Origin of the sequence: Streptomyces sp. NPDC001822, from assembly GCF_042892135.1 — a bacterium.
Classification (GTDB): Bacteria; Actinomycetota; Actinomycetes; order Streptomycetales; family Streptomycetaceae; genus Streptomyces.
Map to the genome: position 1 here is coordinate 24,926 of NZ_JBIATW010000011.1, position 24,685 is coordinate 49,610.

24 protein-coding genes are annotated in these 24,685 nt (G+C 70.4%); 18 read left to right on the forward strand and 6 right to left on the reverse strand.

All coding sequences use genetic code 11. The annotated features are described in order from the left end of the window. Window positions 1-5: 5 nt before the first annotated feature. From ACFYY2_RS23970 to ccsB, 5 genes are all read left to right on the forward strand, one after another. On the forward strand, window positions 6-1,265 hold the full coding sequence (locus ACFYY2_RS23970) for a hypothetical protein (protein ID WP_388746141.1): 1,260 nt from the start codon (window positions 6-8) through the stop codon (window positions 1,263-1,265). Between the two features lie 67 nt (window positions 1,266-1,332). After that, window positions 1,333-1,938 carry a TlpA family protein disulfide reductase gene (locus tag ACFYY2_RS23975; protein WP_388746144.1) on the forward strand — a complete coding sequence of 202 codons (606 nt, stop codon included), beginning with the start codon at window positions 1,333-1,335 and terminating at the stop codon, window positions 1,936-1,938. A gap of 8 nt (window positions 1,939-1,946) precedes the next feature. Continuing rightward, window positions 1,947-2,708, forward strand: a complete 762-nt coding sequence (locus ACFYY2_RS23980) for a cytochrome c biogenesis CcdA family protein (RefSeq protein ID WP_388746584.1) — start codon at window positions 1,947-1,949, stop codon at window positions 2,706-2,708. 4 nt (window positions 2,709-2,712) lie between these two features. Beyond that, entirely contained in the window at window positions 2,713-4,419 is a 1,707-nt protein-coding gene (locus ACFYY2_RS23985) for a cytochrome c biogenesis protein ResB (RefSeq protein ID WP_388746146.1), read from the forward strand. Then, window positions 4,416-5,498 carry a c-type cytochrome biogenesis protein CcsB gene (ccsB, locus tag ACFYY2_RS23990; RefSeq protein WP_388746148.1) on the forward strand — a complete coding sequence of 361 codons (1,083 nt, stop codon included), beginning with the start codon at window positions 4,416-4,418 and terminating at the stop codon, window positions 5,496-5,498. The genes ACFYY2_RS23985 and ccsB overlap by 4 nt, the downstream gene beginning before the upstream one ends. Before the next feature lie 136 nt (window positions 5,499-5,634). Here ccsB and ACFYY2_RS23995 read toward each other — a convergent pair whose 3' ends face one another. Then, the gene (locus tag ACFYY2_RS23995) at window positions 5,635-6,330 is read right to left on the reverse strand and encodes a type 1 glutamine amidotransferase domain-containing protein (protein WP_388746150.1); all 696 of its coding nucleotides are present in this window, start codon (window positions 6,328-6,330) and stop codon (window positions 5,635-5,637) included. 179 nt (window positions 6,331-6,509) lie between these two features. Here ACFYY2_RS23995 and ACFYY2_RS24000 point away from each other — a divergent pair, with 179 nt between their 5' ends. After that, window positions 6,510-6,950, forward strand: coding sequence for a MarR family winged helix-turn-helix transcriptional regulator (locus ACFYY2_RS24000; protein WP_388746153.1), 441 nt, complete (start codon window positions 6,510-6,512; stop codon window positions 6,948-6,950). Between the two features lie 26 nt (window positions 6,951-6,976). Here ACFYY2_RS24000 and ACFYY2_RS24005 read toward each other — a convergent pair whose 3' ends face one another. After that, window positions 6,977-7,384, reverse strand: a complete 408-nt coding sequence (locus ACFYY2_RS24005) for a PLD nuclease N-terminal domain-containing protein (RefSeq protein WP_388746155.1) — start codon at window positions 7,382-7,384, stop codon at window positions 6,977-6,979. Window positions 7,385-7,471: 87 nt separating this feature from the next. On the opposite strand from ACFYY2_RS24005, the gene ACFYY2_RS24010 reads away from it, so the two are divergent. Next, window positions 7,472-8,929 carry a menaquinone biosynthesis decarboxylase gene (locus ACFYY2_RS24010; protein ID WP_388746157.1) on the forward strand — a complete coding sequence of 486 codons (1,458 nt, stop codon included), beginning with the start codon at window positions 7,472-7,474 and terminating at the stop codon, window positions 8,927-8,929. Further along, window positions 8,926-9,843 carry a menaquinone biosynthesis prenyltransferase MqnP gene (gene mqnP, locus ACFYY2_RS24015; RefSeq protein WP_388746160.1) on the forward strand — a complete coding sequence of 306 codons (918 nt, stop codon included), beginning with the start codon at window positions 8,926-8,928 and terminating at the stop codon, window positions 9,841-9,843. The genes ACFYY2_RS24010 and mqnP overlap by 4 nt, the downstream gene beginning before the upstream one ends. On the opposite strand, the gene ACFYY2_RS24020 is transcribed toward mqnP, so the two are convergent. Then, the gene (locus ACFYY2_RS24020) at window positions 9,833-10,435 is read right to left on the reverse strand and encodes a rhomboid family intramembrane serine protease (protein WP_388746162.1); all 603 of its coding nucleotides are present in this window, start codon (window positions 10,433-10,435) and stop codon (window positions 9,833-9,835) included. The genes mqnP and ACFYY2_RS24020 overlap by 11 nt on opposite strands. Before the next feature lie 163 nt (window positions 10,436-10,598). Between ACFYY2_RS24020 and ACFYY2_RS24025 the strand changes: the two genes are divergently transcribed. Next, window positions 10,599-11,264, forward strand: coding sequence for a UbiX family flavin prenyltransferase (locus tag ACFYY2_RS24025; RefSeq protein ID WP_388746164.1), 666 nt, complete (start codon window positions 10,599-10,601; stop codon window positions 11,262-11,264). Between the two features lie 10 nt (window positions 11,265-11,274). Here the strand turns inward: ACFYY2_RS24025 and ACFYY2_RS24030 are convergent, their stop codons facing one another. Continuing rightward, the gene (locus ACFYY2_RS24030; RefSeq protein WP_388746166.1) at window positions 11,275-11,424 is read right to left on the reverse strand and encodes a hypothetical protein; all 150 of its coding nucleotides are present in this window, start codon (window positions 11,422-11,424) and stop codon (window positions 11,275-11,277) included. Window positions 11,425-11,546: 122 nt separating this feature from the next. Between ACFYY2_RS24030 and ACFYY2_RS24035 the strand changes: the two genes are divergently transcribed. The 6 genes from ACFYY2_RS24035 to ACFYY2_RS24060 all read left to right on the forward strand — a co-directional run bounded on the left by ACFYY2_RS24035 (window position 11,547) and on the right by ACFYY2_RS24060 (window position 16,941). Then, window positions 11,547-12,002 carry an Lrp/AsnC family transcriptional regulator gene (locus ACFYY2_RS24035; RefSeq protein ID WP_388746168.1) on the forward strand — a complete coding sequence of 152 codons (456 nt, stop codon included), beginning with the start codon at window positions 11,547-11,549 and terminating at the stop codon, window positions 12,000-12,002. 107 nt (window positions 12,003-12,109) lie between these two features. Next, the gene (gene mqnE / locus ACFYY2_RS24040; RefSeq protein WP_329038325.1) at window positions 12,110-13,273 is read left to right on the forward strand and encodes an aminofutalosine synthase MqnE; all 1,164 of its coding nucleotides are present in this window, start codon (window positions 12,110-12,112) and stop codon (window positions 13,271-13,273) included. Window positions 13,274-13,403: 130 nt separating this feature from the next. Next, window positions 13,404-13,931 (forward strand): GNAT family N-acetyltransferase, encoded by a 528-nt coding sequence (locus ACFYY2_RS24045; RefSeq protein ID WP_388746171.1) that lies wholly within the window; start codon window positions 13,404-13,406, stop codon window positions 13,929-13,931. A 154-nt stretch (window positions 13,932-14,085) separates the two neighbouring features. Then, window positions 14,086-14,382 carry a DUF4229 domain-containing protein gene (locus tag ACFYY2_RS24050; RefSeq protein ID WP_388746173.1) on the forward strand — a complete coding sequence of 99 codons (297 nt, stop codon included), beginning with the start codon at window positions 14,086-14,088 and terminating at the stop codon, window positions 14,380-14,382. A gap of 386 nt (window positions 14,383-14,768) precedes the next feature. Then, the gene (locus tag ACFYY2_RS24055; protein ID WP_388746175.1) at window positions 14,769-16,124 is read left to right on the forward strand and encodes a dicarboxylate/amino acid:cation symporter; all 1,356 of its coding nucleotides are present in this window, start codon (window positions 14,769-14,771) and stop codon (window positions 16,122-16,124) included. A gap of 196 nt (window positions 16,125-16,320) precedes the next feature. Beyond that, window positions 16,321-16,941, forward strand: a complete 621-nt coding sequence (locus tag ACFYY2_RS24060; RefSeq protein WP_388746586.1) for a TetR/AcrR family transcriptional regulator — start codon at window positions 16,321-16,323, stop codon at window positions 16,939-16,941. Between the two features lie 65 nt (window positions 16,942-17,006). Here ACFYY2_RS24060 and ACFYY2_RS24065 read toward each other — a convergent pair whose 3' ends face one another. Together ACFYY2_RS24065 and ACFYY2_RS24070 are read right to left on the reverse strand one after the other, a co-directional pair. Beyond that, window positions 17,007-17,879: a MaoC/PaaZ C-terminal domain-containing protein gene (locus ACFYY2_RS24065; protein WP_388746178.1), complete on the reverse strand. Its 873-nt coding sequence runs from the start codon at window positions 17,877-17,879 to the stop codon at window positions 17,007-17,009. Between the two features lie 3 nt (window positions 17,880-17,882). Beyond that, window positions 17,883-19,205: a 3-oxoacyl-ACP reductase gene (locus tag ACFYY2_RS24070; protein WP_388746181.1), complete on the reverse strand. Its 1,323-nt coding sequence runs from the start codon at window positions 19,203-19,205 to the stop codon at window positions 17,883-17,885. A gap of 75 nt (window positions 19,206-19,280) precedes the next feature. On the opposite strand from ACFYY2_RS24070, the gene ACFYY2_RS24075 reads away from it, so the two are divergent. From ACFYY2_RS24075 to ACFYY2_RS24085, 3 genes are all read left to right on the forward strand, one after another. Beyond that, window positions 19,281-20,558, forward strand: coding sequence for an acetyl-CoA C-acetyltransferase (locus ACFYY2_RS24075; RefSeq protein WP_388746185.1), 1,278 nt, complete (start codon window positions 19,281-19,283; stop codon window positions 20,556-20,558). Between the two features lie 207 nt (window positions 20,559-20,765). Beyond that, the gene (locus ACFYY2_RS24080; protein WP_388746189.1) at window positions 20,766-22,679 is read left to right on the forward strand and encodes an AMP-dependent synthetase/ligase; all 1,914 of its coding nucleotides are present in this window, start codon (window positions 20,766-20,768) and stop codon (window positions 22,677-22,679) included. A 318-nt stretch (window positions 22,680-22,997) separates the two neighbouring features. Then, a complete protein-coding gene (locus tag ACFYY2_RS24085) occupies window positions 22,998-24,566 on the forward strand; it encodes an APC family permease (protein WP_388746193.1) in 1,569 nt (522 codons plus the stop codon). The last annotated feature ends 119 nt before the right edge of the window (window positions 24,567-24,685 follow it).

Genomic DNA, 24,685 nt, shown 5'->3' on the forward strand with positions numbered 1-24,685 from the left:
ACGCTATGCGTGAAATCAACCGAAGGGGCCTGCTCGGGGCAGGACTCGGAGCCGCAGCCGCACTCTCGATGACCGGTTGCGGCTCCCTCGGGTCGTCGGACGGCGCCCGGCCGGAACCCACGAAAAGCGGCAAGGGCGGCAAGGGGGCGCACGGCAACGCCGGAGGCCCTCCTCCCGAGGCCGACATCAGGCTCATCGGTGACGGATCGACGGCGGACACCGGAAAGCAGCCGAAGCAGCCCGCCGCACCGGTGCGCCTCGAACCGGGGCAGACGCCCCCGCAGTTCGTGATCTTCTCCTGGGACGGGGCCGGCGAGGTCGGCAACGGACTCTTCCCGCGCTTTCTCGATCTCGCCAGGGAACACGACGCGGCGATGACCTTCTTCCTCTCCGGGCTCTATGTGCTGCCCGAGTCGAAGAAATCCCTCTACCGCCCGCCGAACAACCCCAGGGGCGCCTCCGACATCGGCTATCTCACCGACGACCACGTCAAGCAGACACTGAAGTACGTCCGTCAGGCCTGGCTCGAAGGGCACGAGATCGGCACCCACTTCAACGGGCATTTCTGCGGGGGTTCGGGATCCGTCGGGAACTGGACCGCCGGGCAATGGCGGAGCGAGATCGACCAGGCCGTCTCCTTCGTCACCGAATGGCGGACGAACACCGGATGGACGGACCTCGATCCGCTGCCTTTCGACTACCGCAAGGAACTCGTCGGCGGCCGCACTCCGTGCCTTCTCGGCCAGGACAATCTGCTGCCCACCGCCAAGCAGCTGGGCTGGCGCTACGACGCGAGTTCACCCGGCGGAACGCAGATGTGGCCCGAGAAGCGCCAGGGGGTCTGGGACCTTCCGCTGCAGGGCATCCCGTTTCCCGGTCACACCTTCGAAGTCCTGTCCATGGACTACAACATCCTCGCCAACCAGTCGGTGAATTCGACGAACGGGATGCCCTCGCGCTATCCGGGCTGGCGCACCCAGGCCACCGAGGCGTACATCGCCGGGTTCGACCGCGCCTATGAGACGAATCGCGCGCCCTTCTACATCGGCAACCACTTCGAGGAGTGGAACGGCGGCATCTATATGGACGCCGTCGAGGAAGCGCTCAAGCACATCGCGGGCAAGCCGGACGTGCGCCTGGTCTCCTTCCGGCAGTTCGTCGACTGGCTCGACGTGCAGGACCCGGTGGTGCTCGAAAAGCTTCGTACGCTCCAGGTCGGCGAGGCGCCCGACGGCGGCTGGAACGCCTTCTTTAAACAGGCCTGACAAGGGGCTTTACGGGCACCGAGGGGGGTGCGCAAGATCCCCGGAACTGCCATGCGAAACTTTTCACATGAGCTCTGGCCGCGCATCCCGACGCCGCTTCACCCTGCTCGCCGCCCTCGCCGCGGCAGGCGCGCTGACCCTGTCCGCGTGCAGTGGTGACGGCACCAGGGCGGGCGGCGGTGGCAACACGAACTTCGTGACCGGCAGTGGCGGGATCTCGACCGTCGCCGAGGCGGACCGCACCGACGCGCCGAAGCTCGACGGCACGACGCTGGAGGGCAAGCCCCTCGACATCGCCGACTACAAGGGCAAGGTCGTCGTCCTCAACTTCTGGGGCTCGTGGTGCGGCCCCTGCCGCGCCGAGGCCAAGCACTTCCAGAAGGTGTCCGAGGAGACCGGGGCGCAGGGCGTGCAGTTCGTCGGCGTCAACACCCGCGACCCGCAGAAGTCCCTCGCGGTCAGCTTCGAGGAGGACTTCGGGGTCACCTACCCGAGCCTCTACGACCCGACCGGGAAGCTCCTCCTGCGCTTCCCCAAGGGCACACTGAACCCGCAGGCCATCCCGTCGACCGTGGTCGTCGACCGGGAGGGCAGGATCGCCGCCCGCTCGCTCGCCGCGCTCGACGCCGCGAAGCTGCGCGAGATGATCGACCCGCTGGTCGCAGAGAAGTGATCCCGGCGATCGGGCTGGCCGCGGCCACCGGCGGAAACGAGACGGTCCTCAGCGGCGCCCTCATAGTGGCGTTGCCCCTCGCGCTGCTCGGCGGGCTCGTCTCCTTCTTCTCGCCGTGCGTCCTTCCGCTGGTGCCCGGTTACCTCAGCTACGTCACCGGGGTGAGCGGCGCCGACCTGGCCGACAGCCGGCGGGGCCGGACCGTCGCCGGGGCCTCGCTCTTCGTCCTCGGCTTCACCGCCGTGTTCGTGTCCGGCGGCGCGCTCTTCGGCTTCTTCGGCCAGACGCTCCAGGGATACAGCGGGACCCTCACCAAGGTCCTCGGCGGCCTGATGATCCTCATGGGCGTCTTCTTCATGGGCCTCATGCCGTGGATGACGCAGCGCGAGTTCCGCATCCACCGGAGGCCGGTGACCGGGCTGGCGGGCGCACCGCTGCTCGGCGCCCTCTTCGGGATCGGCTGGACGCCCTGTCTGGGCCCGACACTCGCCTCCGTCAACTCGCTCGCGTTTACGCAGGCGACGGCCGGCCGGGGGGCGGTCCTGTCCGTGGCGTACTGCCTCGGGCTCGGCGTCCCCTTCGTCCTGGCGGCGGTCGCCTTCCGCCGGGCGCTCGGCGCGTTCGGCTGGGTCAAGCGCCACTACGCATGGGTCATGCGCATCGGCGGCGGCATGATGATCGTGACCGGAGTACTCCTGCTGACGGGCGCGTGGGACGTGCTCATCCAGGAGATGCAGGTCTGGTCCAACGGCTTCACTGTGGGGATCTGAGTCCATGAGCAACACGCACACCACGGACGAGCGCGGCCTCGGCGAGGCCGGGGCACAGCTCTCCACCGCCCCGAGCGAGGAACCCGCCGGCTCCGTACCCTCGATGGGCGTCATCGGCTGGGCCCGGTGGTTCTGGCGGCAGCTCACCTCGATGCGGGTCGCGCTGATCCTGCTCTTCCTGCTGTCGCTCGGCGCCGTCCCCGGGTCGCTGATCCCGCAGAACAGCGTGGACGAACTGAAGGTGCAGACCTTCAAGGAGGCCCACTCCACCGTCAGCCCGCTCTACGAGAAGCTGCAGTTCTTCGACGTCTACAGCTCCGTGTGGTTCTCCGCGATCTACATCCTGCTGTTCGTCTCGCTGATCGGCTGCATCGTCCCGCGCACCGGCCAGTTCGTCGGCCAGCTGCGCGGCCGCCCGCCGGGCGCCCCCAGGACCCTGACCCGGCTGCCCGCGTACACCACCTGGCGCACCGAGGCGGCCCCGGAGCAGGTCCGCGAGGCGGCCCTCGCGATCCTCCGCAAGCGGCGCTTCCGCTCGCACACCGTCGGCGAGGCGGTCGCGGCGGAGAAGGGCTACCTGCGCGAGACGGGCAACCTGCTCTTCCACATCGCCCTGATCGTCATGCTGGTCGCGTTCGCCGGCGGACAGCTCTTCAAGTCCGAGGGCGGCAAGCTGGTGGTCGAGGGCGACGGCTTCGCCAACACGATCACCCAGTACGACGACTTCAAGTCGGGCTCGCTCTTCGACAACGACGACCTCACCCCCTTCAGTTTCGACCTGGACGAGTTCGTCGGCACGTACGAGCGCAGCGGCCCGCAGCGCGGCACGCCCCGGACGTACGAAGCCCGCGTGACCTACTCCGAGGGCGCCGACGGCGCCCCGAAGAAGAAGGTCATCGAGGTCAACAAGCCGCTCGTCGTCGACGGCACGAAGGTCTACCTCAACGCGCACGGCTACGCCCCGGTCATCTCCGTCAAGGACGGCAGGGGCAAGGAGGTCTACCGCAACGCGGTACCCCTGCTGCCCATTGACAACAACGTCACCTCGACCGGCGCGATCAAGGTGATGGACGGCTACAAGGACAAGAGCGGCAAGAAGACCCAGCTGGGGTTCCAGGCGTTCTTCGTCCCGACGTTCGCCGGTGACGGCAAGGGCACGATGTTCTCGCAGTACCCCGGCGCCGACTATCCGGTCCTCGCGCTCAACGGCTACCACGGCAGCCTCGGCGTCGACTCCGGGCTGCCGCAGAACGTCTACCAGCTCGACACGTCCAAGATGAAGGAATTCAAGGACAGCAACGGGGACAAGCTCAAGAAGCGCCTGCGTCCCGGCGAGACCATGAAGCTCCCCGACGGCGCCGGCTCGATCACCTTCGAGAGCGTCGAGGAGTGGGCGAGCTTCCAGATCTCGCGTCAGCCCGCCAGCGGCTGGGCCCTGACCGGCGCCGTGGCGGCCATCCTCGGCCTCGCCGGATCGCTGTTCATCCAGCGGCGCCGCGTGTGGGTGCGGGCCGTGCGCGGGGCGGACGGCGTCACCGTCGTGGAGATGGCCGGCCTCGGCCGCAGCGAGTCCGCGAAGCTGCCCGAGGAACTGGCCGGCCTGGCGGCCGCGCTGCACGACACGGCGCCGAGCGCGCCCGATCCCGATCCCGAGCCCGGACGACCTTCCGGACAACCTGCCGAAGAACCTGCCGAAGGGGCTGAGAAGTGAGTCTCGCCGCCGCAACCAACGAGAATCTGGCACACACCAGCAATGTGCTGATCTATTCGTCGATGGCCGTCTACACCCTGGCCTTCTTCGCACACATCGCGGAGTGGGTGTTCGGCAGCCGCAGCAAGGTCGGCCGTACCGCGGCCGCGCTGAGCGGTCCGGCCGGCGCCGGTACCGCCCCGAAGGTCGTGATCGGTCAGCAGGGCGGCACCACCGCGGTGCTGGAGCGCCCCAAGGTCGTGACGCGCTCGGCCGCCGGGTCCCGTGACGTGCCGGACGGACCCGGCGCCGCGGGCGGCACGTTCAAGGGCGACCTGTGGGGGCGGATCGCGGTCTCCCTGACCGTCGTCGCCTTCGCCGTGCAGGCCGGCGGGGTCGTGGCGCGCGCCATGTCGGTGCGGCGCGCCCCCTGGGGCAACATGTACGAGTTCTCCATCACCTTCTCCACGGTGGCGGTCGGCGCGTACCTCATCCTGCTGGTCCTGCGGAAGAACGTGCGCTGGATCGGCCTGCTGCTGGTGACCACGGTCCTGCTGGACCTCGGCATCGCGACCACCACGCTCTACACCGACAGCGACCAGCTCGTGCCGGCGCTGCACTCCTACTGGCTGTGGATCCACGTCTCCACCGCCATCATCTGCGGTGCCGTGTTCTACCTCGGGGCCGTCGGCACGCTGCTCTACCTGTTCCGCGACAGCTACGAGAACAAGATCGCGAACGGCGGGACCCCCGGCAGGTTCGCCTCCTCCGTGCTGGATCGGCTCCCCGCGGCGAAGTCCCTGGACACCTTCTCGTACCGCATCAACGCCGCCGTCTTCCCGCTGTGGACCTTCACGATCATCGCGGGCGCGATCTGGGCGGGCGACGCGTGGGGCCGGTACTGGGGCTGGGACCCCAAGGAGGTGTGGTCCTTCATCACCTGGGTCGCGTACGCCTGTTACCTGCACGCCCGCGCGACGGCCGGCTGGAAGGGGCGCAAGGCGGCCTACCTGGCGCTCATCGCGTTCGGCTGCTGGCTCTTCAACTACTACGGCGTGAACATCTTCGTGACCGGCAAGCACTCCTACGCGGGAGTCTGACGGCACGGCCGGGCACACCACGAGGGCGCGACCGCATCGACGCGGTCGCGCCCTCGTCGGCGTACGGGGTCTCAGCCGGGGGGTGTGTCCAGGACCGCCCTGCGGCGGCCGGAGGTCTCCACGGCGGTACCGGCGCTCACAGCGCCGCCACGATCTCGCGGGCCAACTGCTCGGACGAGGCCGGGTTCTGGCCGGTGTGCAGGTTGCGGTCGTGCACGGTGTGCACCGCCCACGGCTCGGCCGCGCCGTAGTCGGCGCCGAGCTCGACGAGCCGGTTCTCCAGCAGCCAGGGCGCCTTCGCGGCGAAGCCGGCCTGGGTCTCCTCGGCGTTGCTGAACCCGGTCATGCGGTAACCGGCGAACGGCCAGTCGCCGTTGTCCCGGCGGGCGGCCAGCAGTGCGGCGGGGGCGTGGCACAGGACGGCCACCTGGGCACCCGAGTCGAGCGCCGCGGTGAGCAGGCGCCCGGACACCTCGCTGACGGCCAGGTCCTCCATGGGCCCGTGGCCGCCGGGGTAGAACACGATGTCGTAGGACGTGGGGACGACGTCCTCCAGCCGGGCCGGGATGCGCAGCGTCTCGTCGATCGAGGCGAGGTAGGAGGCGATGGCGTCGGCCTGTTCCTGGCCGCCGTTGGCCTCGGCGGCCAGGCTCGCGGTGTCCACGGTGGGGGCGACCCCGCCGGGGGTGGCCACGGTGATGTCGAAGCCGGCCTGGGTGAAGACGCGGTGCGGGGCGGCGAGTTCCTCGGCCCAGAACCCGGTGGGGTGGGCGCTGCCGTCGTTGAGGGTCCAGTGGTCGGCACCGGTGAGGACGAAGAGTACGGAGGGCATGGGGGGGTGCTCCCTACGAGGTGCGAGCGCGGACGTACGACACATGAAGAGCTTGATATGCTCAAGCAATAGTGATCATGTAACGGCCAAAATTTGAGCATGTCAAACGAATGCGGGGCGTGGCGCACCGGACCGGCCGGTGCCCGGACCACGCGTACCCGATCGAAGGATGACCGAACATGACGACGGAACCGGCACCCCGCGCCGTCCCTGATCCGGACGAGCTGCTGGAGCCCCTCGCGGTCGTCGTCCGGGGCCACTACGACGACCTCACCGTCGTCGCCGGGCGGCACGGCCTCAGCTCCTCGCAGGCACGGGCGCTGATCGCCCTGAACGACCCCATGCCCATGAGCGCCCTGGCCGGTCACCTGGTGTGCGACGCGTCCAACGCCACCGGTCTGATCGGCCGGATGGAGGTCCGCGGTCTGGTGACGCGCACCCCGGCGCCCGGCGACCGCCGCTCGAAGGTGGCCTCCCGCACGGCGGAGGGGACCGAGCTGGCGCACCGGATCCGCACCGAGATGCGGGCGGTGCACGGCGCTCTGGAGGCGCTCACGGCCCAGGAGCGCACGGCCCTGCTGCCCCTGCTGAACCGGCTGGGGCAGCTGCTCTCGTCATGAAGCGGTGAACCCGCGCGGGCAGGGGTTCACGCGCCGGCGGGAGGCGCCGGGTCCTCGGGGGCCTTGCCGCTCTCCCGGCGCTTGATCTCCTCCTCGCGCCGGCGAAGGTCCGCCTCCCAGTCCTTGAGGAGGGACTCGTCCTTCTTGTTCTCCTCCCTCAGCGACTTGAGGAAGTCCGGGTTGTCGTCGGGCGCCACCCACGTGGTGCGGTGGGAGCGATGCCACTCGGAGGGTGTGCGGCCCCCGGTGGGCGGCGTGCGCAGCTTGCCCGCGGCGAGCCAGACGATCGGACCGACGATCCAGAACAGCAGGATGATGAAGATCCAGGCCACCTTCGGCAGGTGCTTCGCCTCGTCCTCCGGGGTGTTCAGGCAGTCGATGAACGCGTAGATCGTCAGCGCCAGCGGCAGCAGATAGATCAAGGCCCTGAGCATCGTGGAGGTCCCCCGAGATGAGATGGGGAGGCGCTGTCCCGCCCCCGGTGACGGGCCCAGGGTAGCGGGTGGCAGATACTGGACGTTATGGCTTACGACGATCTTCGCTCCCTGCTCCGGGCTCTGGAGCGCGAGGGCGATCTCAAGCGCATCAAGGCCGAGGTCGACCCGTATCTGGAGGTCGGCGAGATCGTCGACCGGGTGAACAAGGCGGGCGGGCCCGCCCTGCTCTTCGAGAACGTCAAGGGCTCGTCGATGCCCCTGGCCATGAACGTCTACGGGACCGACCGCAGGCTCCTCAAGGCGCTCGGGCTGAAGTCGTACGCCGAGATCAGCGACAGGATCGGCGGCCTGCTCAAGCCGGAACTGCCGCAGGGCTTCGTCGGCGTCCGCGAGGCGTTCGGGAAGCTCGGCGCGGTGACCCACCTGCCGCCGAAGAAGGTGAAGTCCGAGAGCGCCCCCGTCCAGGAGGTCGTCCTGACCGGCGACGACGTGGACCTCGACCGGCTGCCCGCGCTGTTCACCTGGCCCGAGGACGGCGGCTCCTTCTTCAACCTGGGGCTCACGCACACCAAGGACCCCGAGACGGGCATCCGCAATCTGGGGCTCTACCGGCTGCAGCGCCACGACAAGCGCACCATCGGGATGCACTGGCAGATCCACAAGGACAGCCGCAACCACTACCAGGTCGCCGCGCGGCGCGGTGAGAAGCTGCCCGTCGCCATCGCCTTCGGTGCCCCGCCCGCCGTCACCTACGCGTCGACCGCGCCGCTGCCCGGGGACATCGACGAGTACCTCTTCGCCGGATTCGTCCAGGGCAAGCGGATCGAGATGGTCGACTGCAAGACCGTCCCGCTCCAGGTCCCGGCGCAGGCGGAGGTCGTGATCGAGGGCTGGCTGGAGCCGGGCGAGATGCTGCCGGAGGGCCCGTTCGGCGACCACACCGGCTTCTACACCCCGCAGGAACCCTTCCCCGCGCTGAAGATCGACTGTGTGACGATGCGCAAGCGGCCGCTGCTGCAGTCGATCGTGGTCGGCAGGCCGCCCACCGAGGACGGGCCGCTGGGGAGGGCCACCGAAAGGTTCTTCCTGCCCCTGCTCAAGATCATCGTCCCGGACATCGTGGACTACCACCTGCCCGAGGCCGGCGGCTTCCACAACTGCGCGATCGTCTCGATCGACAAGAAGTACCCCAAGCACGCCCAGAAGGTCATGAGCGCCATCTGGGGGGCGCACATGATGTCGCTGACCAAGCTGATCGTGGTCGTGGACTCCGACTGCGACGTCCACGACCTGCACGAGGTCGCCTGGCGGGCCCTCGGCAACACCGACTACGCGCGGGACCTGACGGTCACCGAAGGCCCGGTCGACCATCTCGACCACGCCTCCTACCAGCAGTTCTGGGGTGGCAAGGCGGGCATCGACGCGACGCGCAAACTGCCCGAGGAGGGGTACACGCGGGACGGGGGCTGGCCGGAGATGGTCGAGTCCCACCCGGAGACGGCGGCGAAGGTCGACCGCCGATGGAAGGAGTACGGCCTGTGAGCGCCTCAGCCTCAGCCTCGGCCGGCGCTGTACCGCAGCCGCGCAGCAAGCCACGCGCGTTCCTGCGGCTGGTGATGATCGAGCACTCGGTCTTCGCGCTGCCCTTCGCCTACATCGCCGCGCTGACCGCGATGTTCCAGCTGGACGAGAGCATCCACTGGGCCACGCTGCTGCTCGTGACCGTCGCGATGGTCGGATTGCGGACCTTCGCGATGGCGGCCAACCGGATCATCGACCGGGAGATCGACGCCCGTAACCCGCGCACCGCGGGCCGGGAGCTGGTCACCGGGGCGGTGTCGGTCAGGTCGGCGTGGACCGGGGCACTCGTGGCGCTCGTCGCCTTCCTCGGTGCCGCCGCGCTGCTCAACCCCCTCTGCCTGGCGCTGGCGCCGGTCGCGGTCGTGCCGATGATCGTCTATCCGTACGGCAAGCGGTTCACGAACTTCCCGCACGCGATCCTCGGCCTCGCGCAGGCGATCGGCCCGATCGGTGCCTGGCTGGCGGTGACCGGGAGCTGGTCGTGGGACGCGGTGATCCTGGGGCTGGCCGTCGGGATCTGGATCGGCGGCTTCGACCTGATCTTCGCCTGCCAGGACGTGCAGGCCGACCGGGCCCACGGGGTGCTCTCCTTCCCGGCCCGTTTCGGCATCCCGGCGGCCCTGTGGGGCGCGCGGGTCTGCCACGCGGTCACGACCGGTCTGCTGGTGTGGTTCGGGCTGGCGACCGATGCGGAGGCCTTCTACTGGATCGGCATGCTGATCGTGGCCGTGGCCTTCGTGTACGAGCACCGCGTCGTGCGGCCGCACGACCTGTCGAGGCTCAACCGGGCCTTCTTCTCGGTCAACGGTTTCATCGGGATCGCGCTGTTCGCCTGCGCGCTGCTCGATCTGCTGGCGCGCGGCCTCACACCGTGACGTGGTCCGGGCCCCGCGGCCGTCGGGGGCGGCGGAAGAGGAAGGCCGCCGCCACCCCGCCCGTCAGCCCGAAGAGGTGGCCCTGCCAGCTGATGCCGGAGTCCGTCGGCAGCACGCCCCAGAGCAGCGAGCCGTAGACCGCGGCTATGAGCACGCCGACCACGATGTCCAGCGGGCGGCGGTCGACGAAGCCGCGGACCAGGAGATAGCCGAACAGCCCGAAGACCACGCCGGACGCCCCGAGGGTGACCGTGTTCTGCGGTGCCGTGAGCCATACGCCGAGACCGCTGGTCACGATCACGACGAGGACCACCGCGGCGAACCTGCCTATGCCGCCGAGCGCGGCGATGAAGCCGAGGACCAGCAGCGGGACGCTGTTGGACGCCACGTGTTCCCAGCCGCCGTGCAGGAAGGCGGCCGGCACGACGTCGGCCAGCTCGGCGGGCTCGCGTGGGCTGACGCCGTAGGTGTCGAGTGAGTGGCCCGTCGCGACGTCGATGCCTTCCAGCACCCACAGCAGCGCGACCCAGGCGAGCATGACCGCGCCGGCCGCGACGGCCCGCGCGGTGCCGCTCGTGCGTGTGTCCGTCATGGTCACCCCCTGTCCATGGCTGGTGCTCCCGTCGCTGCAACGTCAACGTACGAGGACCCCGGCCCGGTTCCTGGACGGCGGCCGCGGTGCGTCCCGCATCGACCTGACCCGGACGTGAGGCCCTGTGCCGGATAGGCTCGGCGGTGTGACGGCCGGGACTTCAGTGACTCAACAGCAGCGCAGGCCTTGGATTGTCGGGGTGTCGGGAGCATCGGGCACGCCCTTCGCGGCCTCGGTGCTGCGCGGGCTGCTGGACGCGGGCGAGAGCGTCGACCTGGTGGTCAGCCGGTCCTCCCGGCTGACGCTCCTGGACGAGACGGGGATCGCCTTCCGCGACGCGCACTGGCGGGACGACCTGCGCACCTGGCTGGCGCGGGGGGCGGACGGGAAGCCGGACACCTTCCGGCCCGACGTCGGGGCCGTGCGCCACTGGGCGGCCGGTGACCTGGCGGCCGGGCCCTCGTCCGGGTCGTACCCGGCGAAGGGGATGCTCATCGTGCCGGCCTCGACCGCGTGTGTGGCCGGGGTGGCGCTGGGGCTCTCGAAGGACCTGCTGCAGCGGGCCGCGAGCGTGACGCTCAAGGAGCGGCGGAAGCTGGTCGTGGCGGTGCGCGAGACCCCTCTGAGCGGTTCGACGCTGAAGCAGATGGTCGCGCTGGACGAGGCGGGCGCCGTGGTGCTGCCCGCCTCTCCGGGTTTCTACGCGGGGGCGACGCACATCCAGGATCTGGTGGACTTCGTCGCCGGGCGGGTGCTGGACGCGGCGGGGGTGCCGCACCAGCTCTACCGCCGGTGGGAGGGGGAGCTCGGTGGCGGCTCCCGGGGCTGATCCGGTGGGGTCAGCGCTGCTTCCTGCCGACCCGCGGGGTGCGGGTCCGGTCGACACGACGGGCGGCGGCGGGCTGGTGGGCACGCGAGCGGTTGGCCAGGTCCTGCAGCTCGCGCATTCGGGCGTAGGCCATCTCGATCGTGTACACGGTGAAGATCACTCCTGAAGATTCGTAAGCGTTTCTCGGGCTACGGAAGAGATTTCCAGGCCGTAACCCCTGTTGTGCCTTAGATTCTACACGTAAGCTCGCAGGACTGCTGAGCAATGGAAGGTTTCAGTCATATGGACGCGGTGGACAGGCAGCTCATCCAGGCCCTCAGGGAGAACGGCAGGGCCTCGTATGCCGAGCTGGGGCGGCTCGTCGGGCTCTCCGGGCCCAGCGTCACCGACCGCATCAACCGGCTGGAAACCGCCGGTGTCATCACCGGTTACCGGGCGACCGTCGACTCCGCCTCGCTCGGACTGGGGGTCACCGCGCTGATCGGGATCTCGCTCTCCGACGCCGCCGACCACGAGGACGTCGCGCACCGGCTGAAGGACCTCGCCGAGATCGAGGACTGCTGGTTCATCGCCGGGGACGACTCGTTCATGCTCAAGGTCCGGGTCGGCGACGTCGACGGTCTGGAGAAGACGATCCGCAGGCTGAGCGGCACGAAGGGGGTCTCCAGGACCCGTACGACCGTCGTGCTCTCCACCAAGTGGGAGAACCGGGTCGGCGAGCTCCCCGACGAGGACTGACCCGGGGACGGGGGTGCTTCCGCCCGAAACGCGGGGGAGTACGGTTGGCTGCCGGATCGGTAACGCACTGACATGTCGGTGACGCAGAGACATACGGAGGCGCCCAGGTGGACGCGGGACTCAAGCGCGAGCTGGAGGAGAAGGTCCGGGCCGGCGAGCGGCTGACCCGCGAGGACGGGATCGCGCTCTACGAGTCCGACGACCTCGCATGGCTCGGCGGGCTGGCGCACGAGGTGCGCACGAGGAAGAACGGCGACGTCGTCCACTTCAACGTCAACCGCCACCTCAACATGACGAACGTGTGCACCGCGTCCTGCGCGTACTGCTCGTTCCAGCGCAAGCCGGGCGAGAAGGACGCGTACACGATGCGCATCGAGGAGGCCGTCCGGCTCGCGAAGGCGATGCAGGGCGAGAACCTCACCGAGCTGCACATCGTCAACGGTCTGCACCCCACCCTGCCGTGGCGCTACTACCCCCGTTCGCTCAGCGCGCTCAAGGAGGCGCTGCCCGAGGTCGCGCTCAAGGCGTTCACGGCGACGGAGATCCACCACTTCGAGACGATCTCCGGGCTCTCGGCCTCCGAGATCCTCGACGAGCTGATCGACGCCGGTCTCGAGTCCCTGACCGGCGGCGGCGCGGAGATCTTCGACTGGGAGGTCCGCCAGCACATCGTCGACCACAACACCCACTGGGAGGATTGGTCGCGCATCCACCGCCTCGCGCACGAGAAGGGGCTCAAGACCCCGGCGACGATGCTGTACGGGCACATCGAGGAGCCCCGTCACCGCGTCGACCACGTGCTGCGGCTGCGGGAGATGCAGGACGAGACCGGCGGCTTCCAGGTCTTCATCCCGCTGCGCTACCAGCACGACTTCGTCGACATGAAGGACGGCAAGGTCCGCAACACCCTCCAGGCGCGGACGTCGATGGCGACCGGTGCCGAGGCGCTCAAGACCTTCGCGGTCTCGCGGCTGCTCTTCGACAACGTCCCGCACGTCAAGGTGTTCTGGGTGATGCACGGCGTGCAGACCGCGCAGCTCGCGCTCCAGCACGGCGCCGACGACATGGACGGCTCGGTCGTCGAGTACAAGATCACGCACGATGCGGACGACTACGGCACGCCGAACAAGCTCGGCCGTGAGGACCTGCTGGACCTGATCCGCGACGCGGGCTTCCGCCCCGTGGAGCGCAACACGCGGTACGAGATCCTGCGCGAATACCCGGGACCGGACGCCGACCGGCGCGAGACCCCGCAGCCCATGCGCGTCTGACGCCGTGCGCCCCTCGCGGGCGTCCTGTGTCCCACCGCACCGAAAGCCCCGGTCCGCCGTCCCCGGCCGGGGCTTTCTCGCGGGGTGGACGCCGGTTGAAGGCCTCGCTCGTAATGGTTAATCTGCTTTTATGGCGCTTACATTTTCAGTGAACCCCGCGTTCGACCGGGCCCTGCGGGACGACATCACCGCGCTCTGGGTCGACGTGACGAACGCCGGCGGAGCCGTCGGCTTCGTGCCGCCCGTCACCGCCGACGCGGTCCGGCCGGAGCTGGTCAAGCACCTGGCCGGCATGGCCGAGGGGCGCACCCACCTCGTCGTCGGGCGGGACGAGGACGGCACCGTGGCCGCCACCGCCTTCCTCACCCACAACACCCACCGGCTGATGCAGCACTGGATAGGCGTCTACACGGTGATGGTGCACCCCCGGCACCAGGGCAAGGGCTTCGGGCGTGAGCTGATGGCCGCCGCGGCCGACGCCGCCCGCGCGATCGACGGCATCCGCGCGGTGCGGCTCACCTGCCGCGGCGGCACCGGGGCCGACCGCTTCTACGCCTCCTGCGGATACAAGGAGGTCGGCCGGATTCCGGACGCCATCCGTGTCGCCGAGGACGACTTCCGCGACGACATCATCATGCTGCTCCCGCTGTTCCGCTGAGGGCTGTCCGCCGGCCGGTGAAGCGGTCCGCGTCGGAGTCGCCGGGCGTGCCGGGGAGCCCTGCGAACTGATCGAATTCGGGGCATGCTTCACTGGTCGGGCAGAACCATGGACCGCACGACCGCGGACGTCGTACGAAGAGAGAAGGCCAGCCGTGCCCGCTGCCAAGCCGAGCGCAACGATCCGCTACACCGGGATGCGCGTGCTGATCTTCGTGGGCTGCTTCTTCGTCGCGGGTGTCGCGGTCCACTTCGGTGTGCTGCCCTCGGGTGTCGGCGGCTCGAACGCCGTCTGGGTCATCCTCCTCGGTCTGCTGCTCTCGGCGCCCCTCAGCTACGTCCTGCTGCGCAAGCAGCGCGACGAGATGTCCGAGCAGCTCGTCTCGAAGGTCGACCGCACCAAGGCCCGGCTGGAGGCGAACCGCTCCCGCGAGGACTCGGTCGCCAGGTAAGCACCGCGTAAGGTTCCTCACACCGCGAACCCCGTCACGACGAAGCCCCGGGCCGGAGCAGCCGCTCCCGCACCGGGGTTTCGTCGTGTCCGGACCTCCGCGCGATCTAAATGATCAAGAAGCCTACCTTTGAGGTCCTCAAAGTTGAGGTGTTAACGTGTTCGCCATGATGACTGCCGTGCGCACCCGCCACGCCCTGGGCGTCCCGCTCGTGGTGCGCCTGCACGTCGATCTCTGCCGCTGTATGTCCGCGGTCTGTTGCCGCAACGTCTGAACCGGCATCATGCAGCGGCGCCGCCTCTGACGCGGGCGCCGCACCCCCGTCCCCCTGCACGACCGTACGTCCGTCCCCCGTACGCCCGTCGCGTCACATCTGGAGTGTGTCCGTGTCCGCGAATCCCGCACCCACCGCCGAGACCGAGGCCGACCGGCCGTCCGGTTCCGGCTTCCGCATACCCAGCGTCCCCTTCTGGGCCCAGATCGTCGCCGGTCTGGTCCTCGGCGTCCTGCTCGGGTGGCTCGCCCGCAGCCAGGACGTCGGCTGGCTCGTCACCACGCTCGACAGGGTCGGCGGCATCTTCGTCCAGCTGCTGAAGCTGGCCGTCGCGCCGCTCGTCTTCTTCGCGATCCTGGTGTCGATCACCAACCTGCGCAAGGTCAACAACGCCGCGCGGCTGGCCACCCGTACGCTCCTGTGGTTCATGATCACCTCGCTGATCGCGGTCGCCATCGGCCTCGCGATCGGTCTGATCACCAACCCGGGTACCGGTGCGAACCTCGACCTGAGCAAGGCCCAGGAGCCCGAACACGCGGGCTCCTGGCTGGACTTCCTGACCGGCATCATCCCGACCGACATCATCACGCCGTTCACCGAGCTGAACGTCCTCCAGATCGTCTTCATGGCGGCCGTCGCCGGTATCGCCGCCCTCCAGCTCGGCGAGAAGGCCAAGCCGATCCTCGCCATCAGCGAGTCGGTCCTGGAACTCCTCCAGAAGGCCCTGTGGTGGGTCATCCGCCTCGCCCCGCTCGGCACCGTCGGCCTCATCGGCTACGCGATCGCCACGTACGGCTGGGACCTGATCGGCAAGTACGCGACCTTCACCGCCGACGTCTACATCGGCTGCGCCCTGGTGATGTTCGGCGTCTACCCGCTGCTCCTCGCCACGGTCGCCAAGGTCAGCCCGCTGCAGTTCTTCAAGGGTGCCTGGCCCGCGATCCAGCTCGCCTTCGTCTCCCGCTCCTCGGTCGGCACGATGCCGGTCACCCAGAGGGTCACCGAGCGCCTGGGCGTCCCGAAGGAGTACGCCTCCTTCGCCGTTCCCTTCGGCGCCACGACCAAGATGGACGGCTGCGCCGCGATCTACCCGGCGCTGGCGGCGATCTTCATCGCGCAGATCTTCGACGTCCAGCTCGGGATCGGCGACTACCTCCTGATCGCGTTCGTCTCGGTGATCGGCTCGGCGGCCACCGCCGGCCTCACCGGCGCCACGGTGATGCTGACCCTGACGCTGTCGACGCTGGGCCTTCCGCTGGAGGGCGTGGGCCTGCTGCTCGCCATCGACCCGATCCTGGACATGATGCGCACCGCCACGAACGTGGCGGGGCAGGCGCTGGTTCCGGTCATCGTCTCGGCCCGCGAGAAGATCCTGGACCACGACGCGTACAACTCCGCGTCGGCCTCCCCGGTCGACGAGGCCGAGGTCGAGGACGCCAGGCCCGCCGGCGTCCCCGTCGCCGCCTAGAGCGTCACGACCCTCACCGCACAGCACGCGGTGCGTGCGGGAGGACGGCAAGTCGACGTGCGGGCAACCGGCCACGGGGGCCGGATCGCATCAGCGGGGCGCGGTGGGCGCCCGCGGGGCGCCGTAGTCTTGCCCGGGGAGTAGCGCAGTGGGGGCGGAGGGGATGTCTGACGTGAGTGCAGTGAAGAGCAAACGGATGCCGCGCGCGGTGCGTGAGCAGCAGATGATGGACGCGGCCGTGCAGACCTTCGGGCAGCGTGGATACCGCGCCGCCTCGATGGACGAGATCGCCGAACTGGCCGGGGTCTCCAAGCCGTTGGTCTATCTCTACCTCAATTCCAAGGAGGAGCTCTTCACCGCGTGCATCCGGCGCGAGTCGAAGGCGCTGGTGGAGGCCGTGACGGCGGCGGTCGAGCCGGGGCTTCCGGCGGACCGGCAGCTGTGGGCGGGGCTGAGGGCGTTCTTCACGCACACCGCGGAGAACCCCGACGGCTGGTCCGTGCTGCACCAGCAGGCGAGCTCCCACGGGGAGCCGTTCGTCAGCGAGGTCGGGGCGCTGCGCAAGGAGATCGTTGCGTTCGTGACGGGTCTGATCGGGGCGGCGGCGCGCGAGGCGCACCATGATCCGGCCCTGCCCGACCGTGACGTGGCGGGGCTCGCGCAGGCACTCGTGGGGGCCGCAGAAGCGCTTGCCGGGTGGGCCAACGTCACGCCCGGGGTCTCGGCCAAGGAGGCCGCGTCGACCCTGATGAACTTCTCGTGGGCCGGCCTGGAGAACCTCATGCACGGGCGCGGCTGGCAGTCCAGGACCGACTGAGGGGGCCGGCCCGGCGGGGGAGCCGGCCCGTCTCGGTCCTGACGGGCAGGCCGCCCGTTCCGGCCTCAGTCCCGACGGCTCAGCCGCCCGGTGAGGTGGACGCGGCTGCCGTCGCGCACCTCGAAGTCCGGCCCGGACGCGGCGTACGTGACGGTGGCGGGCAGCAGCACGGGGGCCCTGAAGTCGGCCCGGACGGAACGGATCCGGCCGGAGTCCCCGGGGCCGTGTCCGCTCTCCTGGGCCAGGCAGCGGGCGACGGTCCACATGCCGTGCGCGATGTGCCGGGGGAAGCCGAACAGCCGGGCCGTCAAGGGGTGGAGGTGGATGGGGTTCCGGTCGCCCGACGCGGCGCCGTACCGCCGCCCCAGGCCGGTGGGAAGGTGCCACTCGGCCACTGCGGGCAGCCCGGCCACGGCGGGACCGGGCGCCGGAGCCTGCTGGGTGCCGCCGGAGGGCGACGGGGGGTCCGGTGGGCCCGCCTCGCCGGTCGGGTGCCGGGACAGGTAACCGCTGCGGGACTCCCAGACGAGGGCGTCGCCGAGACGGGCCTCCGTCACCACAGTGACCTCGGTGCCGCGCCGATGAGGCATCAGGGCAGCTGCGTGGACGGTGAGTTGGAGGGCATCGTCGGGCTGGAGCTCCCGGTGCCCGGTGATCTCGATCCAGGTGTGCACCAGGCCGAGCACCGGGAGCGGGAAGTCGCGGCGGGTCATGACCCGCATCGCCGACGGGAAGCCGAGGACGTGCGGATAGGTGAGCGGCAGCGGACCCGGCCCGGCGAAGCCGCAGACCCTGTTGTACGCGGCGAGGGGCCCGGGGGCGGTGGGGGAGGGTGCGAGCACCACGCGTCCGGCGGGCAGTGCCTGGCCGGGCCGCCCGGCCCGCTTGAAGGGCGAGGTGACGGCTCCGCGCACCAGGGAGAGGCCGAGGCCGGTCATCGGTCAGGCCCCCAGCAGGCTCTGGCCGCAGACGCGTACGACCTGGCCGTTGAGGGCGCCGGACCCGGGGTGGGCGAGCCATGCGACGGTCTCGGCGACATCGACCGGAAGGCCGCCCTGCGAGAGGGAGTTCATCCTGCGGCCCGCCTCCCGGATGAACAGCGGCACGGCGGCCGTCATCCTCGTCTCGATGAAACCGGGCGCGACCGCGTTCACCGTGACTCCGTGGCCGGCGGCCGCGCGCGGGGCGAGTGAACGGACCATGCCGATGATTCCCGCCTTGGCGGCCGCGTAGTTGGTCTGGCCGGTGTTCCCGGCGATCCCGGCGATGGAGGCGGTGGCGACGATCCGGCCGCCGCGGTTCACGGTGCCCGACTCCAGCAGGGCGTCCGTGGTACGCAGGACGCTGTCCAGGTTGACGTCGACGACGGAGGCCCAGCGGTCGGCCGCCATGTTGGCGAGCCGCCGGTCTCGGGTGATGCCCGCGTTGTGGACGAGGGCGTCCAGGCCGCCGGGTGCCGCCGCGGCGATCCGCTCGGCCGCGTCGGGTGCGGTGATGTCCAGCGGCAGGGAGGCGGCCCCGAGCCGGTCGGCGGTGCGGACCAGTTCCTCGCGCACCTGCGGCACGTCCAGGCAGATCACCCGCGCGCCGTCCCTGGCGAGCACGGAGGCGACGGCCGCCCCGATGCCGCGGGCGGCGCCGGTGACCAGGGCGGTGCGGCCCGACAGGGGTGCCGCGGGGTCGGCCGTCTCGCCGGGCGCGTCGGCGGTGAGCTGGACGACCTGGCCGCTGACGTACGCCGAGCGTGGTGACAGCAGGAAGCGCAGGGTGGACTCGGCCGATGCGGCGCCGGCTCCCGGGGCGAGCCTGACCAGTTGGGCGGTGGAGCCCCTGCCGATCTCCTTGCCGAGCGAGCGCACGAAGCCTTCGAGCGCCTGCTGGGCCGCCGCCTGATGGTGGTCGTCCGGGGAGGGAGTGGTGCCGAGCACGACGACACGGCCGTTTCCGGCGAGCGACCGTATGACGGGGTGGAGGGCCGCGTGCACGCGGGCGAGCCCGGCGGCCGTGCTGACCCCGGTCGCGTCCAGGACGATGCCGGCCGGCCGTTCGGCGCTCCCGGTGACCTTCAGTCCGGTCGCCGCCAGCACCGGGGCGAACTGCCCGGGGCAGGCGGATTCACCGGCGGTGAGGTGCAGCAACGGCCCTTCCAGGGACGGGGTTCCGACGGACCAGCGACGCAGCGCCACCGGCGCGGGCAGCCCGGTCCTGCGGGTCAGGAAGCGGCCGGCTGCCGTGCCGGTGAAGTGCAGATAGCGGTCGGCCATTGTCCAGACTCCTGCTCGGTCGTAGATTTACCGTTGAGTAAGGTTACTCAAGGGTCAGGAGTAGGTCGAGATGAGTTGGTCGAGTTGATTCCCCTCCCGCTTCCCCAGCCGCGCCGGGTCGCGGTCCTCGGCGGCAGCCGCATCCCGTTCGCCCGCTCCGACGGCCCCTACGCGCACGCGTCCAACCAGCAGATGCTGACCGCCGCACTGGACGGGCTCGTCGACCGGTTCGGCCTCCGGGGGCAGCGGGTCGGCGAGTTCGTCGCCGGCGCGGTGCTCAAGCACAGCCGTGACTTCAACCTGGCCCGCGAGACCGTCCTGGGCAGCGCACTGGACCCCCGCACACCGGCGTACGACATCCAGCAGGCCTGCGGCACCGGGCTGCAGGCCGTCATCGCCGCAGCCAACAAGATCGCCCTCGGCGCGGTCGACTCGGCCGTCGCCGGAGGCGCGGACACCACCAGCGACGCGCCGCTCGGGGTCAACGACCGGTTGCGCCGCATTCTGTTGGACGCCCGGCGCGCGAAGTCCGCGGGCGCGCGGCTCAAGGCCCTGGCCGCTGTGCGCCCCAGTCACCTCGTCCCGGACATCCCGCGCAACGCCGAGCCCCGTACCGGACTTTCGATGGGTGAGCACGCGGCCGTCACCGCCCAGAAGTGGGGCGTGTCCCGCGAGGACCAGGACCTGCTGGCGGCCGCCAGCCACCAGCGGCTCGCCGCGGCCTACGAGCGCGGCTTCCTGGACGACCTCGTCGTGCCCTTTCTGGGCCTGGAACGCGACCAGAACCTGCGCCCGGGATCCACGGTGGAGAAACTCGCCACCCTGAAACCGGTGTTCGGCGCCGGTCACCCCGACGCGACGATGACCGCCGGGAATTCGACGCCGCTCACCGACGGTGCGGCCGCCGTGCTCCTGGCGAGCGAGGAGTGGGCTGAGGCGCGCGGCCTGGAACCGCTGGCCTACCTGTCGCTGTACGAGACGGCGGCCGTGGACTACGTGAACGGCGAGGAGGGGCTGCTGATGGCACCCGCGTACGCCGTGCCGCGCATGCTGGAGCGTGCGGGGCTGGCCATGGGCGACTTCGACCTCGTCGAGATCCACGAGGCGTTCGCCTCCCAGGTCCTCGCGACGCTCGCCTCGTGGGAGGAGCGGGGACTGGCGCCCGTCGACCGGGACAGGCTGAACGTGGCCGGGTCGTCACTCGCCACCGGCCACCCCTTCGCCGCGACCGGTGCCCGGATCGTGGCGACCCTCGCCAAGCTCCTCGCGGAGCGGGACGCGCCCGGCAGGGGACTGATCTCGGTCTGCGCCGCCGGCGGCCAGGGGGTCACCGCCATCCTGGAACGCCCCTGAACGAGCCGCCCCCGGTGAGGCGAGCCGCCGCCCCGCTCCTGAGGACGGTGCGGCCCGCGCCCGCGCCCCGCACCGTGAACGCCCGCACAGCCGACGCCCCTGACCGCGAACGCCCCGCACGTGAACGACCCCCGCGCATCCAGCAGCCGCTCGGTGCCCGCCCCAGGGACGGGGCCCGGCGCCGAACCCCATGTCGAGGAGCCGCTCGTGTCCACGCCTGCCCCCGCCGCCGTAACCGCCGAGCCCGTCCTGGTCGAGCCGACCAAGGTCAGGGCGGCCGACGGCACCGTACGGGAAGTGTCCGTGCCGCTGTTCGCGCCGACGGTGCTGAGCGGCTCCCTCGCGGAGATCCCCTTCGACAACGCCCGCGAGGCCCCGGCGGAACCCGTCCTCAGCCGCAAGCAGGGGGACGGCGGCTGGCAGGACGTGACCGCCGAAGCGTTCGCGGCGGAGGTCCTGGCCGTCGCCAAGGGCCTGATCGCCGAAGGCCTCCAGAGCGGTGACCGGGTCGCGATCATGGCCCGCACGACCTACGAGTGGACGCTGCTCGACTTCGCGGCCTGGGCGGCCGGGCTGGTCACGGTGCCCGTCTATCCGACGTCGTCCGCCTTCCAGACGCGCTGGATCCTCCAGGACTCCGGAGCGGTGGCCTGCGCCGTGGAGACGAAGGAGCAGGGACGGCTGGTCAGCCAGGAGCGCCGGCAACTGGGCGATCTCGCCCACCTCTGGCAGTTCGACACGGGGGCCGTCGGGCGGCTGAAGGCGCTCGGCAAGGACGTCCCCGACGCGGCCGTCACCGCCCGGCGTGCCGCCCTGGGGCCACAGAGCCCCGCCACGCTGATCTACACGTCCGGCACGACGGGCCGGCCCAAGGGCTGCGTCCTGACCCACGCGAACTTCTTCGCCGAGGTCGACAACGCCATCGAGCTGCTCCACCCGGTCTTCAGGTCGGTCTCGAAGTACCCCGCCTCGACCCTGCTGTTCCTCCCCCTGTCCCATGTCTTCGGGCGGATGGTGGCGATCGGCTGCCTGCGCGCGCGGGTCCGGCTCGGCCACGCGCCGTCCATCTCGACCGAGGACCTGCTCGCCGACCTCGCCGGATTCAAGCCGTCCTTCCTGCTGGCCATCCCCTACGTCCTGGAGAAGGTCTTCAACACCGGCCGCGCGACGGCGGAGAAGATGGGCCGTGCCTCGTCCTTCGACCGCGCCGCCCGTATCGCACGGCGCTACGGAGAGGCCGTCGAGGCCGCCGAACACGGCACGGGCCCCGGCCCCGGCCCCGGGCTGCGCGCCGCCCGAGCCCTCTACGATCCGCTGGTCTACCGCCGCATCCGCGCGGCCCTGGGCGGTCATGTCCGCTACGCGATCTGCGGCGGCTCCCCGCTGGGCCGCCGGCTCGCGGCGTTCTACGCGGGGGCCGGCATCCAGATATTCGAGGGTTACGGCCTGACCGAGACGACGGCGGCGGCCACGGTCACCCCGCCCCTGAGGCCCCGGCTGGGCACGGTGGGCTGGCCCCTGCCGGGCACCGCCGTGCGGATCGCGGACGACGGGGAGGTCCTGCTCAGCGGCGGCCAGGTCTTCGGGGGCTACTGGGACACCGAGCGCGGCTCTGCCGTCCCGCACGCGGACGGCGCGTGGTTCCCGACCGGCGACCTCGGCGCCCTGGACGAGGACGGCTACCTCACGATCACCGGCCGCAAGAAGGACATCATCATCACGTCGGGCGGCAAGAACGTCACCCCGGCCCCGCTGGAGGACTGGCTGCGCGCCCATCCGCTGGTCGGCCAGTGCATGGTGGTCGGCGACAACCGCCCGTTCGTCAGCGCCCTGCTCACCCTGGAGCCGGACGGTCTCGCGCACTGGCGCCGGATGCGCGGGAAGGAAGGCGTTCCCCTGCGTGAGCTGGTCCGGGACGAGGATCTGCGCACGGCACTGCAGCGGGCGGTCGACGAGGCCAACCGGCTGGTCTCGCGGGCGGAGTCGATCCGCAAGTTCACCGTGTTGCCGGGGGAGTTCACCGAGGAGAGCGGTCATCTCACGCCTTCGCTGAAGCTGAGGAGGGACGCGATCGTGCGGGACTTCGACGCGGAGATCGAGGAGCTCTACCGCCGTAGGTGACCGTGCGCCGGGCCGCGCGGAGGAGCGCCCCGGCGTGGGGCGGCGGGCCCGGAGGGGGCCGCCGCCCGAGGCCTGTTCCACGGAGCACCGGAGCCTGTCCCACGAAGCACCGGAAAAATCTGAACCCGGACAAAATGGACTGAGGTGCGGTTCCCGCATACTCGCCGGTCGGTCATTCGGTCTTGCATTCAAAGGTGAAACGTCAAAACGACCTATGGTGAGGCGATCGCAAGGCCGCAAAAGGTGAAGCAATGCAAGGGTGAGACGTTGAAGTCTCAGCCTCCGGATATGGATATCGCAGCGCATAACGTCCTCCCCATGACTCAGCTGGACGCGCGGCCACGGGCCGGAGACACGGCACGGGGAACCGCCCCTGCCGACGGCGGCGTACGCGAGAAGGGCCTCGGCGGGGACTCCGTCGGGCTGATGGGCAGTGCCGTCCTCGGCATCTCCACCGTCGCCCCGGTGTACTGCCTCACCTCCACGCTGGGCTCCACCGCCGGGGAGGTCGGCGTGCACATGCCCGCCGTGTTCCTGGCCGGGTTCCTCCCGATGCTGCTGGTCGCCTTCGCCTACCGGGAGCTGAACAAGGCGGTGCCCGACTGCGGCACCTCGTTCACCTGGACGGTCAAGGCGTTCGGTCCCCGCCTCGGGTGGATGTGCGGATGGGGCCTGGTCATCGCGACGATCATCGTCCTGTCGAACCTCGCGGGCGTCGCGACCTCGTACTTCTGGCTGCTGGCGGGCGAGATCTCCGGGAGTGGCCCGGTCGCCGCCCTCGACGACAGCAAGCCGGTGCACATCCTGACCTGCCTGCTCCTGATCGCCGTGGCGACGGCGATCAGCTATCGGGGCATGACGGCGACCAAGGGCATCCAGTACACGCTCGTGGCGCTGCAACTCGTCGTCCTCGCGCTGTTCGTCGTCATGGCCGTGCGGAAGGCGGGCAGCGGCGACTTCGCCGCCACGTCGCCGGACTTCTCGTGGTCCTGGCTGAACCCGTTCGCCGTCCAGTCGTTCGCCGCCTTCACGGCGGGGCTGTCCCTCTCGATCTTCATGTTCTGGGGCTGGGACACCTGTCTCACGACCAACGAGGAGACCATCGGCAGCGAGAGGACGCCCGGCCGCGCCGCCCTCGTCGCGATGGTCGTCCTGGTCGGCTCCTACCTGGCCACCGGCATCGCCGCGCAGATGGCCGTGGGCGCCGGGGACACCGGGCTCGGCCTGGCGAACCCCGGTACCTCCGACAACGTCTTCGCCGCCCTCGCGGGCCCCGTCATGGGCCCCGGCCTCGGCATCCTGCTCTTCCTGGCGGTGCTCGCCTCGGCCGCCGCGAGCCTCCAGACGACGTTCATCCCGGTGGCGCGCACGGTCCTGGCCATGGCGTCGTACGAGGCGCTCCCCGCCTCGTACGCGAAGGTCCACCCGCGGTTCAGGACCCCGGGGCGGGCCACCGTCGTCGCCGGCGTCGCGACCGGCGGGTTCTACACGGTGATGACCCTGGTCAGCGAGCACGTCCTGGTCGACACCATCTACGCCCTCGGCCTGATGATCTGCTTCTACTACGCCCTGACGGCCTTCGCCTGCGCCTGGTACTTCCGTGCCGAACTCACCCGGTCCGCACGCGATCTCGTCTTCAAGGGGCTGTTCCCCGTAGTCGGCGGCGTCCTTCTGACGGCCGTCTTCGGCAAGACCCTGTACGACATGTGGGACCCGGCCTACGGTTCGGGCTCCTCGGTCCTCGGCGTCGGCTCCGTCTTCGTCATCGGCGTCGGGCTGCTGTTCCTCGGGCTGGTGCTGATGGAGGTGATGCGGCGCCGCGCGCCCGCCTTCTTCCGCGGCGAGGTGCTGACGAAGGAGACCCCGGCGCTCGTGGTGAACGACTGAGCGCTCAGCCGTCCCCGATGACGAAGAGCCGGACGAACTGCGACTCAGGACACCCTGAGTTTTCCGCTCCAGGAGCCTGTGTGCGGCGAGTTGTGCGTGAAACCCGGCCAAGATCTTTT

Coding starts and splice junctions, on each gene's coding strand:
- ACFYY2_RS23970 (WP_388746141.1), top strand. CDS start 6: ATGCGTGAAATCAACCGAAGGGGCCTGCTCGGGGCAGGACTCGGAGCC.
- ACFYY2_RS23975 (WP_388746144.1), top strand. CDS start 1,333: ATGAGCTCTGGCCGCGCATCCCGACGCCGCTTCACCCTGCTCGCCGCC.
- ACFYY2_RS23985 (WP_388746146.1), top strand. CDS start 2,713: ATGAGCAACACGCACACCACGGACGAGCGCGGCCTCGGCGAGGCCGGG.
- ACFYY2_RS23995 (WP_388746150.1), bottom strand. CDS start 6,330: ATGCCCTCCGTACTCTTCGTCCTCACCGGTGCCGACCACTGGACCCTC.
- ACFYY2_RS24000 (WP_388746153.1), top strand. CDS start 6,510: ATGACGACGGAACCGGCACCCCGCGCCGTCCCTGATCCGGACGAGCTG.
- ACFYY2_RS24005 (WP_388746155.1), bottom strand. CDS start 7,384: ATGCTCAGGGCCTTGATCTATCTGCTGCCGCTGGCGCTGACGATCTAC.
- ACFYY2_RS24010 (WP_388746157.1), top strand. CDS start 7,472: ATGGCTTACGACGATCTTCGCTCCCTGCTCCGGGCTCTGGAGCGCGAG.
- ACFYY2_RS24020 (WP_388746162.1), bottom strand. CDS start 10,435: ATGACGGACACACGCACGAGCGGCACCGCGCGGGCCGTCGCGGCCGGC.
- ACFYY2_RS24035 (WP_388746168.1), top strand. CDS start 11,547: ATGGACGCGGTGGACAGGCAGCTCATCCAGGCCCTCAGGGAGAACGGC.
- ACFYY2_RS24045 (WP_388746171.1), top strand. CDS start 13,404: ATGGCGCTTACATTTTCAGTGAACCCCGCGTTCGACCGGGCCCTGCGG.
- ACFYY2_RS24060 (WP_388746586.1), top strand. CDS start 16,321: ATGCCGCGCGCGGTGCGTGAGCAGCAGATGATGGACGCGGCCGTGCAG.
- ACFYY2_RS24065 (WP_388746178.1), bottom strand. CDS start 17,879: ATGACCGGCCTCGGCCTCTCCCTGGTGCGCGGAGCCGTCACCTCGCCC.
- ACFYY2_RS24070 (WP_388746181.1), bottom strand. CDS start 19,205: ATGGCCGACCGCTATCTGCACTTCACCGGCACGGCAGCCGGCCGCTTC.
- ACFYY2_RS24085 (WP_388746193.1), top strand. CDS start 22,998: ATGACTCAGCTGGACGCGCGGCCACGGGCCGGAGACACGGCACGGGGA.